At 55.1% G+C, this 12,418-nt stretch carries 10 protein-coding genes; 6 read left to right on the top strand and 4 right to left on the bottom strand.

Going from position 1 to position 12,418, the window contains the following annotated elements; genetic code table 11:
- Positions 1-15 precede the first annotated feature (15 nt).
- Positions 16-1,020, top strand: coding sequence for a C-terminal binding protein (locus ACR3FE_RS24120; protein ID WP_458210395.1), 1,005 nt, complete (start codon positions 16-18; stop codon positions 1,018-1,020).
- A 26-nt stretch (positions 1,021-1,046) separates the two neighbouring features.
- Here the strand turns inward: ACR3FE_RS24120 and ACR3FE_RS24115 are convergent, their stop codons facing one another.
- From ACR3FE_RS24115 to ACR3FE_RS24105, 3 genes are all read right to left on the bottom strand, one after another.
- Complete coding sequence (locus ACR3FE_RS24115; protein WP_458210394.1) at positions 1,047-1,847, bottom strand: aldo/keto reductase; 801 nt, start codon at positions 1,845-1,847, stop codon at positions 1,047-1,049.
- Between the two features lie 90 nt (positions 1,848-1,937).
- Positions 1,938-2,987, bottom strand: coding sequence for a Gfo/Idh/MocA family protein (locus tag ACR3FE_RS24110; RefSeq protein WP_458210393.1), 1,050 nt, complete (start codon positions 2,985-2,987; stop codon positions 1,938-1,940).
- A 33-nt stretch (positions 2,988-3,020) separates the two neighbouring features.
- Positions 3,021-4,268, bottom strand: coding sequence for a Gfo/Idh/MocA family protein (locus ACR3FE_RS24105; protein ID WP_458210392.1), 1,248 nt, complete (start codon positions 4,266-4,268; stop codon positions 3,021-3,023).
- 163 nt (positions 4,269-4,431) lie between these two features.
- Between ACR3FE_RS24105 and ACR3FE_RS24100 the strand changes: the two genes are divergently transcribed.
- From ACR3FE_RS24100 to ACR3FE_RS24085, 4 genes are all read left to right on the top strand, one after another.
- The gene (locus ACR3FE_RS24100; RefSeq protein WP_458210391.1) at positions 4,432-5,844 is read left to right on the top strand and encodes an ABC transporter substrate-binding protein; all 1,413 of its coding nucleotides are present in this window, start codon (positions 4,432-4,434) and stop codon (positions 5,842-5,844) included.
- Positions 5,845-5,963: 119 nt separating this feature from the next.
- On the top strand, positions 5,964-6,923 hold the full coding sequence (locus ACR3FE_RS24095; protein ID WP_458210390.1) for a carbohydrate ABC transporter permease: 960 nt from the start codon (positions 5,964-5,966) through the stop codon (positions 6,921-6,923).
- The gene (locus ACR3FE_RS24090) at positions 6,920-7,792 is read left to right on the top strand and encodes a carbohydrate ABC transporter permease (protein ID WP_458210389.1); all 873 of its coding nucleotides are present in this window, start codon (positions 6,920-6,922) and stop codon (positions 7,790-7,792) included. The genes ACR3FE_RS24095 and ACR3FE_RS24090 overlap by 4 nt, the downstream gene beginning before the upstream one ends.
- A 5-nt stretch (positions 7,793-7,797) precedes the next feature.
- Positions 7,798-8,943 (top strand): ABC transporter ATP-binding protein, encoded by a 1,146-nt coding sequence (locus tag ACR3FE_RS24085; RefSeq protein ID WP_458210388.1) that lies wholly within the window; start codon positions 7,798-7,800, stop codon positions 8,941-8,943.
- A gap of 646 nt (positions 8,944-9,589) precedes the next feature.
- On the opposite strand, the gene ACR3FE_RS24080 is transcribed toward ACR3FE_RS24085, so the two are convergent.
- Entirely contained in the window at positions 9,590-11,329 is a 1,740-nt protein-coding gene (locus ACR3FE_RS24080) for a thiamine pyrophosphate-binding protein (RefSeq protein WP_458210387.1), read from the bottom strand.
- Positions 11,330-11,602: 273 nt separating this feature from the next.
- Here ACR3FE_RS24080 and ACR3FE_RS24075 point away from each other — a divergent pair, with 273 nt between their 5' ends.
- Positions 11,603-12,328, top strand: a complete 726-nt coding sequence (locus ACR3FE_RS24075; protein ID WP_458210386.1) for a ThuA domain-containing protein — start codon at positions 11,603-11,605, stop codon at positions 12,326-12,328.
- Positions 12,329-12,418 lie beyond the last annotated feature (90 nt).

Raw genomic sequence — 12,418 nt, 5'->3', positions numbered from 1 at the left:
TGGAACGCGTGAAGAATGAGCCCAGACCGAGGAGTCCCTACCGTCGCTCTGACGGCTGCTAGTCAGTTCGATTGCTCTGTGGAGCGTGACGCATTCACCGAGACAAATATAGAGTTTCATCCTGTGGACGTGTCGACCTCCGACGATCTTGCCGCGCTCTCGGGCGTCGATGCCGTCGTCGACCGTCTGTTCGTCGCGCCGTACACCAGCGACGTGCTCGATTCGCTCGCCGACGGGGGCTGTCGTGTAATCGTACGCTGTGGAATCGGCGTTGATGGAATCGATTTGGAGGCTGCCGCACAGGCTGGTGTCTACGTCGCTAATGTCCCCTCCTACTGCGAGTATGAGGTAGCTGAACATGCATTTGCGCTGACGCTTGCTCTCCAGCGTAATCTATTCGATTACCATGATGCGATGCGCACAGGTGAGTGGAATCGGCGTCTCGGCGCCGAAATCCACCGTCTACGTGGGCAGACGGTCGGCTTGATCGGCTTTGGTACCATCGCCCGCCTCGTCGCCGAAAAGGCACAAGCCTTCGGCATGGAGATCGTTTCGTCGGATCCGTACGTTGACGCAGACGAAATGGCTAAAATCGGCGTCGAAAAGCGCACGTTCGAGGAGGTACTCACCACCGCAGACATCATCTCGATTCATGCGCCATTGACCGACGAGACAGAGGGATTGCTCGATGCAAAGTCGTTTGCAATGATGAAGTCCACGGCTTACGTCGTGAACGTGGCACGTGGGGAACTGCTCGTCGAGGAAGATCTGCTCGCGGCGCTTGATTCAGGCGAGATAGCAGGTGCAGGACTGGACGTGTTTGCTGATGAACCGGCCGACCACGATGGCCCTGCAACAATCGACAACCCCCTGTGTAAGCGAGATGACGTGCTAATGACGCCCCACGTCGCGTGGTACTCCGTTGAGGCCGACGAACAACGGAGACGGACGGCAGCAACAGACGTGCTCCGGGTGCTCAACGGCGATACGCCGGAAAACGGGGTAAATGACCCACAGTAGAGCGGGTATATAGCTTCCGTATCCGATTACCAGTTCATGAATTCCTCGTCCTCGAGTCGTAGCTCCCTGTCAATGGCGTCAATGCGCGCAATGTCTTCGTCGTCGAGGTTGAGGTCGGTCGCCGCAAAGTTATCTCGGACGTGCGCTTTGCTACTTGCTTTCGGGATGGGGATGGCACCCTTCGTCGAGAACCATGCGAGGCTAACCTGTGCGGGTGAGACAGCGTGCTTCTCCGCAATGTTTCGTAGCTCGGGGACATCGAACACCTTCCCCTGAGCCAGTGGTGAGTATGCGACAAGCGTCAAGTCGTGTTCGTCGGCGTAGGCGACCAGTTCCTCCTGCTGAAGCAGAGGGTGCATCTCTACCTGGAGAGCGAACAGCGGTTCGTCGGAGACGGTACGTGCATCGTCGAGCATTAGCGGCGTGAAGTTCGAAACGCCGAGATGACGCACCCAGCCGTCATGGACGAGTTCGTTCAGCGTTGGAAGGTGAGCCTCGGCGTCGAAGCTGTACGGCCAATGGATGTACAGAAGGTCGACAGTTTCGATACCGAGACGCTTGCGGCTCTCAGCGACGCTCTTGCGGATATACTCGGGTGAAAGATTCGGTTCGGTGAAGTGACCGACTTTGGTAGCCACGAACACCTCCTCTCGTGGCACGTTCGATTGAGTAAGGGCTTTGCCGACAACTGCCTCGTTCTTATACATCCGGGCTGTGTCCACATGGCGGTAACCAACATCGAGTGCCGTGGAAACCGCCTCAACGCCGGGTTCACCATGTAAGTTGTACGTGCCAAAGCCAGGACTTTGTACCGGTGTCTCCGTCATGGCCGAGCGAACGTATCGAAGGGACAAAGAGTCAGGGGATTCCTGTGGCATGAAAAGTTAGTTTGTGTGCGTGTTAGGTGCTATAGTGAGTTACTCAATGTCTATCACTTGACCGGTTTCGGCACTCTCGTACGCCGCGTCGCAAACGGCAACTGCGTTCGCAGCAGTGGGGGCATTTGACGCTTCCGGGGTTCCATTGCGGATACAGTCCACGAAGTCATCAATAAGTGACTGGTACATCGTGAATGTATCCTTGGGAGCGTCAAACGAGGGGTCGAACCAACCAGTTTTCTCACCCCAGTCGATGCGAGCCTTCGTGGGGAATACGCTGAGGTACCCATCAGATCCGTAGATTCGCACGGCACTCTCACCACCTTCTCTGTACGGATGGCGCCAGCCGCTCTCGACAACAGCGCGCGTCCCGTCGTCGTACGTTACATGAAGTAATGCATCATCATCGACTTCGTATGTGCCGAAGTTGGTTTCGATGGATGCGTACACGCGAACAGGGTTCGGATCGCCGAGGATATGACCAGCCGTGTCAATAGCGTGAATTCCCATGTCAAGGAGTGCGCCGCCGCCGGCGAGATCTGGGTCGGTGAACCAGCCGCCGGGGCCCCAGTCGGCATGAATACCGAACGCTTTCAGTTTTACAGGCTCACCAATCTCGCCGTTCGCCACGAGCGATTGTGCCCAGTTTACGTGCTGGTGGTAGCGCCACATATGCCCGACGTGGAGTACGCGCTCTGTTTCTTCCGCTCGGTCAAGCATGGCTCGACATTCTTCGACAGAGGTAGCCATCGGCTTCTCGACGATAACATGCTTGCCCGCGTCTAGCCCGTCCTGCGCGAGGGGGGCGTGAAACGCGTTTGGCGTGCAAATCGACACTGCATCGACGTCGGCCGCGAACACTTCCTCAGGGGTTGATACGGACTCTGGCGAGCCAAGTACCGGCATTGTGTCCATCGACTCACCATAGACCACATCTGAACGACTCCAATCAGCGCGGGCAAATCCATCGAGAATCTCGCTGTCGATGTCACACACCATCGTTAGTTCCGCATCGGGGTTACCAGCGATTGCTGTCGCGTGCGTTCGTCCCATGGTGCCACCGCCGATAACCGCTATTTTAACCGTCATGACTGGGCACCTTGCATCGAACAGAACATGGGGTTAGAGCCCCTCCCGACCGGATTCAAACTCGCCACGAGCCGGTTCTGGAACATACTCTTCGAGGGAAACATCGTCGAGCTCAATACGCTCTCCCGTCTCGGCGGCCAAGTACGACGCCATGCAGAGTTCGACCACCTCGAGTCCATCGTACAAATCCTCGCGAGCGTTTTCGCCATCGCGGAACGCGGAGACGACGTGGCGGTTCTGATCGAGGTATCCGTAGGTCGATACTTCGTCAGGTATAACAGGAATCTCGCCCTCCTGTGCCTGCTGTTTCTCGACGAAGTATCCTGTTTCGTCGTCCTGAACGTCGCTCGAGAAGAACAAATCAACTCCGGAGTCAAGTGTGTTGAGACTCCCGGAATACTCCGGACCCAACAGTTCGATGGTTATGCGTAGACCCGATCCGACATAACACCAGGAGTTTGTTGCCTCGGCGACTACTATGTCGCCGTCATCGGTTTCGTAGAACACAGACGCACGGGCGTAATCCTCGGAAGGGGTGGATTGGTAATCGACCTCGTACTCGCTGGCCAATTGTTCTGCGTACTTTTCACGTGACCACTTAACTGTTGAGATGTCGCAACTAACTGCGATGGGTCTCAGATCATCCCCCTCGTCTGATTCAAGCAGGTGCTTGTTGACCTTGTGCGAATGACACATCATGTCGTTCAGGACACCACCACCCTGTTTTTCGCCCTCCCAAAACCACGCCGAATGTGGGCCAGCGTGTTCCTCGGCCGAGCGAGCGAGATAAGGCCGTCCGGTCGTGTCTGCACCCTCCCAAAGCAGATTTTTCATCTTCGAGACACCAGGCATGTAGACCTGATTCTCTAGATAGGCGTGCGGAATGCCAATACGTTCGACGAGGTCAACGACCCTACGAGCTTCGGCGACATTGCGCGCGAGCGGTTTCTCGATAGCGATGCCATCAAGGTGGGCGCCGTCAGATTCGAGTGCATTGACGACGGCTTCAACAGTTTCGACGCGTGTGAAGTTCGGACTGGTTATCCACAAGGCGTCAACATCCGGATCTTGGGTGAGGGACTCAACCGAGTCGTGAACCGTTGGGTCGCCGCACTCGTACTTTCGAAGTTTGTCTGCGACTCTTTCGGCCTTGCTCTGTGTTGGATTCATCACGCCAGCTGCGTGAGCGTGGCGAATCCCCCGTAACGTCTCTGAATGGAATGTCTCGGTGATGAAACCGGCCCCTACGAAGCCGATTCCAAGCGAATCGTCGGTTGGCATGTGACAACGTCCCGGTATCTGTATGCCGTCGCTACAAAAACATTGTGGGACTGGCAATGTGTGGGACTATTTATCAGCTTAATCGCAATGGTGTTGAGAATATGGTAAAATGTCCAAGGGGTTTCGGAAAGTATATGAACCACATTCACACATGCATTAACGTATGCCACAGGCTAGCAATGGCCGCGAATGCGGGAGTAGTGACACTTCTGGAGACAAGCGGCGCAAATTCCTAAAGACGGCAGGGATGGCTGCAACAGGTAGTATGGCTTTACTCGCAGGCTGTTCGAGTGGTGATGGAGGCGGTAGTAAGAAAAACGGTGGCACGACCGGTAGCAGCAAGAGCGGCAAAACCACCGTGAAATACGCCCTTGGAACAATCCACGACGAAAGCGCAGTCAAGAAATTTGAACAACGGGTGAACAAGAAGATTCCCGACAATATCACGTTCGAAATGACCGAAATCCCGGGATCCACCGATCAAGATACCCAGAAGTTGAAGACATGGCTGTCATCTGGGCGATCGGATCCGGATATTTTCAACCTTGATGGTATCTACACCCAGCAGTTCGCCGCCGCCGGATGGCTTCTCCCCATTGAGGACTACGTCGATAAAAAGTGGACGAACCAGTTCATTGAATCGGCAATTCGCGCTGGGAGCTGGAATGGTAAGCTGTACGCACCACCGCAGTTCGCAGACGCAGGGGGCCTGTATTACAACAAGAAACTGCTCAAAAACGCGGGGTACTCGAATCCCCCCACTACCCGAAAGGAGCTCGTCGAAATGGCGACAAAAGCGAAACAGGAGGCAGACGGTGATGTGAAAGGATTCACTTGGCAGGGCAAACAGTATGAGGGTCTCGTCTGTGACTGGGTTGAGTGGGTTCACGCCGAGGACGGCTGGATATTCGGCAATCGTGACGGCCTACACAAGACGCCAGGTAAGCGTTCCATTACCATCGACAGCCAGAAGGTCGTCGACGCGACAAAAGGAATGCGTGACTTGATCTATACCGACAAGGTCAGCCCACAATCGGTCGTCTCGATGACTGAGGGCCCGAGCGCCAAACTACTCCAGCAGGGCAACGCTGTGTTCCACCGCAACTGGTTCTACCTTCCGCCAATTCTCGACAATAAAGAGAAGTCAAAGATTGCCGGCGACTGGGGATACGCCCCGATGCCCGGAAACAACGGCTGTCTTGGGAACGAAAACTACGGTATCAACAAGAACTCGAAAAATCCCAAGGCAGCCGTCAAGGTCGTTAAGACGATGGCATCGGATCCGGAGATCCTTAAGGCCAATCTCGGCAATGGGAGTGTCCCAGCCATCTCGAAGTATTGGAGCAGGGACGATTTCAAGAGCATAAAGCCGCTGGGGCCGTACCTCGAATCATTCGGGAAAGTGCTGTCGAACAGTATCGCCCGTCCCTCTACACCCATCTATTCACAAGAGTCGGATGTGTTCCAAAAGGCGGTCTCGAACGTTCTCAATAAGAACGCGACTGCCCAACAGGCTCTGAGCAATGCAAAGAAGAAACTGAAGGATATCGAAAGTAACTACCAGCCACCAAAGTGAGGGGACAACTACTTCGAGCACTGCAGCTGAACGATATCAAAACGAAATCCACATGATCGAAACAAAACGGTTACGTACGACGGTTACGCAACGACCGACAACTGTGAGGTATATCATCGATGGTGTTTGAAAGCGTGTGGTCTCAGGGCGACCAGAAACACTCTCCGGACGCCTTGAGCTGGAGAACCAGACTCTTATACCGCATTGATGGACTTGACGACGGATACTACGCGCTTTTACTAATGTCACCGCTGCTCGCGATTCTTATGCTTGTAGCAGCCTACCCGCTCGCCAAGACTATCTACCTGAGCTTCTACTCGATGCCGATGGCCCAGCCGTGGCTCGGACAGCGTTTCGTCGGGCTTGACAACTACGTCCAGATTATTCAAAATCCAGTATTCCAGAGGGCGGTCAAGAATACACTGTTCTTTACGGTCGTCAGCGTGTTCTTCGAACTTGTGTTCGGTCTCTTGGCTGCGCTTATCCTCTCAGAGACCTTCAAGGGGCGCGGATGGCTTCGAACCGCTGTACTACTCCCGTGGGCGATCCCGCTTGTCGTGCAAGGCCTGTCGTTCAAGTTCATGTTCAACGCCGATTACGGTATCGTCAATTACCTGCTCACTCAGGTGGGCCTCATCAATGGCTATATCAATTGGCTCGGCCACGCCGACACCGCCATGTTCGCGGTTATCTTCTCCGACATCTGGAAGAGCTTCCCGTTCATGGCTCTCCTCATCCTGGCAAGTCTTCAGACCATTGACCGTGATCTATATAAAAGTGCCAAGGTGGACGGGGCGGGGATGCTTTCCCGGTTCCGCCATATCACGCTTCCACACGTGAAAAACGCAATCCTCATTTCGTTGCTGTTCCGAACCATCCGGGCGATGAAGGTGTTCGGCGTTATCTACATTATGACTGCTGGTGGCCCTGCGAACGCCACGAAGTCGGTCAGCATCCTCACCGTAGAAAAGACGTTCGAACAGCTTTACTTTGGGAAGGGAGCTGCGATGGGTGTCCTCGTCGTCCTTCTCATCCTCCCCTTCGTGTTCGTCTACACCATCAACTACAGAGAAGAATGAGTACAACTACTGACAATCAAACGTTTGCCGAACTGCTCACCGACCAGCAACGGATGTACCGCGCCGCTCTATGGACGGGTGTGGCGTTCTTTTTCGTGTACTCCGTATTTCCAGTATACTGGATACTTGTCACTGCGTTCAAGCTCCCGAAGGAGATTTACTCCTCGAATCCAACGATGCTTCCGCTCGAACCGACACTCCAGCATTTTAAGACGGTTGTACTGGGAGTGAATTTCCTCCGGTACATGTTCAATAGTATCGTCATCGCCGTCGCGACAACCCTGCTCATCCTTGTTACGTGCAGCCTTGCGGCTTACGCGCTCGCTCGATTCGACTTCCGTGGCAAGCGTGCGCTCATCATGAGCGTGTTGCTCATTTCGATGTTCCCGCCGGTCGTGTTTGTGGTATCGATGTTCCGCATCTTCTCCCAGCTCGGCTGGATTAACACGTACCAGGGGCTCATCGTTCCTTACACTGGGCTGTTCGCGCCAATGGCTCTCTGGATCTTAAAAGGATTCTACGAGCAAATTCCGAAGGATCTGGAGAAGGCAGCGAGGGTCGACGGTTGCTCGCGAATCGGCGCTCTCATTCGTGTTGTGATGCCGTTATCAGCACCTGGACTTGCGAGCGTTGCCATTCTCGTGTTCATCATGAGCTATAATGAGTTCTTCTGGGCGTTCATCATGACGTCGGACATCACGACGCAGACGATGAGCATCGGGCTGTACAACTTCCAAGAGAAGTACTCAGTGCCGTGGCATCTCATCTCTGCGGCTAGCGTCCTGAGCGTCGTTCCCATTATGGCGCTCATCCTAGTTGCACAGGAAAAGATAGTGACCGGCCTGACGGCCGGCAGCGTGAAAGGGTGAATTCCATGGGAAATGTAATACTTAACAACATTGTCAAGAAGTACGGTGATACAGTCGCGGTCGACAGCATCGATCTTGAGATAGAAGACGGTGAACTGGTCACGCTCGTCGGACCATCGGGGTGCGGGAAGACGACAACGTTGGAACTTATTGCTGGTCTCCAGCAGCCGACCGGCGGTGAACTGCGAATCAACGACGAAGTGGTAAACGGTAAGCCACCGATGGCACGCAATATCGCGATGATGTTCCAGAGCTACGCGCTCTATCCGCACAAAACCGCTGCGGAGAACATGGAGTTCGGTCTCCGGATGTCCACTGATCTCTCCCCGGACGAACGCGAGGCGAAGGTTCAGAGAGTTGCAGAGACTATGGATATCACGGATTTGCTCGAATCAAAGCCGAAGGAACTCTCGGGCGGACAACAACAACGAGTTGCACTGGGGCGCGCCATTGTGCGAGACCCTGAAGTATTCCTGCTTGACGAACCGCTGTCGAACCTCGACGCGAAACTTCGAACCCATATGCGAACTGAGATCCAGCGCCTACAGCGGGAACTGGGCACTACGATGGTATATGTTACCCACGATCAGGAGGAGGCGATGACCATCAGCGATAGAGTTGTCGTAATGAATAACGGCGAGATACAGCAGGCAGATCCACCGATGGAGTCGTATATGGAGCCCGAAAACCGCTTCGTAGGTGGCTTTATCGGGAATCCAAATATGAACTTCGTCCAGTGCGAGTTCGACGCCGAATCTCAGGCACTCACATCAGAGTCGATCACGATTACTCTGGATGAGGAATACGGGAGCGTCGTCGACTCTCGAGCTTCCTCTCGGCACGTTACACTCGGAGTACGTCCGATGGACATACACACCCGCGGCGACCGGACGGACGTCGACAATCCAAGTGAGCCATTCCAAGCAACCGTTGACATCATTGAACCGGTCGGTGAATACACGCTGCTGTACCTCGACGTCGGCAGGGAAGAGCCTCTACGCGCGTCGGTCGGCCCGCACACAAGCGTTCAGGAAAAGGAGACAGTCGATATTGTTCTTGACAGAGAACAAATACACATCTTTGACGGCCAGACTGGCGACTCGTTACTGAAAGAGGCCGGAGTGAACGTCGACGCAAACACGCCCCACTAACGTTTCCGAACGAAACACCCGCCTTTCGAACCAAAGCCGATCACATCAGCAAATGTACGATGTACTTGGTTCGGTCAGCCGTCATCGCTACGGGAGTGATCAGTAACGCGACATGGTACTGACGAAGGAGATTGGGGCTTGTATCACGGAAGCCACTCAAGCAGAATGGACGGGTTTCGAGAGACGGAGGGTGACGCCGACTAAATCATCATGCCGAGAACCCACCGAATGGGCTGTGACCATGCTCTCCCGCCGGTAATTCACTCATCATCGACAGTGGGACGAACAACGACTTCCTCGGGACAATTCGGAGTACGCAGCTCCGGTAAACTCCCCCAATGCACGACAGGGAGTCGTCATCAAATGGGGATCTCCCGGGAGAGGAAGAACACCATTATTCAGAATGACGTTCTTGACAACAAATTAATTTATATATTAATATAAAATCTAGTTTAATGATGAAGAGCAATGTTTGGGAGTCCAAGCGGTCACAATCTCGATAACGAATAAGGGAAATATCCTTGGCGCAATTTACATAATTAGTTCTACCGAGTAGTTTGCTGGCATTCGTTCGATGAGAGAATTCTTGGTATCATCAGCTACAAAGAACGCATCGAGGAAGGGATGCTCTAAGCCGCGCCAGGATTTATGTCTCCTCGAGGTCGGCAAGATCCCACTCGCCGGTGATGATGGCACCGGAGTCTGGGTTGTCCGGTTCAACGATAGCCTCAACAATGGCAGGTCCGTCGTATTCAATGGCGTCTTCCAGCGTCTCTAGGAGGTTCTCGGGTTTGATCACACGCTCTGCGTAGCCGACGTTGAACGCATCTGCGAATGTCATGTAGTCGACGTCCGTCTCCTCGTCGAATGGCGTGTCTAGTACTCGATCCCAGCCGTACTTGTTAACCTGCAAGTTTCGGATGGATTTCCAGCCGTGATTATTGAGAATGAGGTAGGTCACGTCCACATCATGCTGGACAGCGCAGGCAACTTCTTGGTTATTCATGAGGAACGAACCGTCCCCCTCAATGTCAACGACTGGCCGGTCGGGTTGTGCTAGTTTTGCGCCAATGGCTGCCGAGACGCCGAATCCCATCGTCGAAAAGCCGCCACAGGAGATATTGCTGCGCGGTTCATACACAGGGAACTCAGGATTCGTTGTCTCTTGGGGCTGGCCGGCACTGGAGACAACGATACCTTCGCGTGGGAGCACTTCGCGTAAACCTGCGATCACGCGCGAAATACTCATCGGCACGTCGTCTGTGTGACGCTCCTCAACCATCTCCTGCCAGTCTTCCCAGAGCGATCGAATCTCGGCGTAGTACTCGTTGTCCTCAGGGGAAACGGGGGCGATGCGGTCTTCGACGGCCTCGTACAGCTGGCGCGTAGTTACCTTGGCGTCACCTTGGATTCCCACCTCAACTGGGTAGTTCTTCCCAATTTCCTGGGGGTCAATGTCGACGTGAATCAGCTTCGATGGGGGAATCTCGAAGCTCACTCCCGATTCAAATGAGGAGGTGTGGAGGTCAGAGAACCGACAACCGACCGCAAGCACCACGTCAGCGTTACTCGCAAGTTCATTGCCTGCGGTGGAACCAATCCAGCCTGCGTAGCCGACGAATAGGTCATGATCCTCGGGAACGATGCCCTTCGCCTGAAATGTTGGGATGATGGGTGCCTGCAAATGCTCAGCGAGCGCCTGTACCTCGTCCCACGCCTCTGCGAGCATCGTACCTCCTCCGGGGACGAGTACCGGTCGGTCGGCCTCGGCGAGCAAATCCGCGGCATCCGCAACCTTCTCGGGATCGCCTCCGGGGCGACTATGTGAGCGCCACGACGCTGGGTCGGGAATCTCGACGTCAGCCGCCGCACCTTGGACATCCATCGGAACATCGACATGGACGGGGCCGGGGCGGCCCTCCATCGCTATCTGGAACGCTCGACGGAGAATCCGCGGCAGGCGCTCGACATCGTCGACGACGAACGACTGCTTCGTCACCGGTTCCATCACGCTCGGGAAGTCCCCAGGTTTCTGGCGGTCGATTTCCTGTAAAATGCCCTGACCGTACTCGTGGGTTTGGGGTGCGCCCGTGAAGACAACCATTGGAATGGAGTCGACGTATGCCGTTGCCACGCCCGTGACCGTGTTCGTCGCGCCCGGCCCGATGGACGTGAACACTGCGAGCGGTTTTCCACAGGCGCGTGCGTAGCCGTCAGCGAGGTGGGCCGCGCCCTGTTCGTGTCGGGGCTGGATTACTTCGACGTCCGAGTCGTTGAACGCGTCGAGCAGGTTCGTACTCCCATGGCCAGGAATTCCGACCAGATACTCGACGCCTTCCCTCTCGAGGTATTTGGCGATGATCTCGCCACCGTTGAGTCTCGGCATATCTCGTTACGAGCATTGTCACGGTGTGGCATAAATATTCGGCATCGGACTGCGGCACTGATCAATGACGACGCCGACTGACGGGGACAGTCACCTACCTCATCCATCTCGCTCTAAGCTGACGCCCGATCGCTTCGTTGAAGGTGGGGCTTGTCGGTGGGCTCCGTAGCGGGGTACGAGACGAATCCCCGATTCGGTTTCTCTGTCCATGACTTCGGGGCAGGTTGAACTGACCTAGCTATTTGTGTTCGACCGACGAATCACGAACCACGCATGGCACAGGTTACTGTGTGGAACGAGTATCGACACGAGCGCGACGATGATGAGGTTCGGGCGGTGTACCCGGACGGCATTCACGCGACGCTGGCGGCGGCACTCGAAGAATACGGGCACGACGTGCGAACCGCGACGCTCGATGAACCAGAACACGGTCTCACTGACAAGGTGTTAGCAGAGACGGACGTGCTATTGTGGTGGGGCCATCTTGCTCATGACGAAGTGGAAGACGACATCGTAGCAAGGGTGAAACGCCGCGTTCTCGATGGAATGGGGCTTGTCGCACTCCATTCAAGCCATGAGTCGAAAGTGTTCACGTCACTCGTGGGAACGAGTGGGTCGCTCCGTTGGCGCGAGGCTGGCGAACGAGAGCGAATCTGGGTTGTCGAACCCAGCCATCCCGTCGCGGACGGGATAGACGAATACGTTGACATTCCCAAGGCAGAGATGTATGGAGAGCGCTTCGACGTTCCCGCCCCTGATACGCTCGTAACCATCAGCTGGTTCGAGGGCGGCGAGGTATTCCGTAGCGGGTGCTGTTACCGGCGAGGCAATGGGAAAGTGTTCTACTTCCGTCCTGGCCACGAGACATACCCCGTATATCACCAAGAAGAAGTTCAGCAATTCTTGCACAATGCCGTCAAGTGGGCCAACCCCACCAACACCCCGCCCGCTCGATCGGAGACCGAACTGATAGACGATCCACTAGAACCCCTCGATTGAGTTCCTCCCACAGCTAGAGTCGTGGGCATGTTCCTCGAACTGTTGTCAGGAATGCTAGTGGATGCGAGAACGAGAACCCGAAAACCCATT

This window comes from Haladaptatus rarus, from assembly GCF_054177585.1.
The sequence above is the reverse complement of the archived record's forward strand: the minus strand, read 5'-3'. Positions and strand labels throughout refer to the sequence as shown.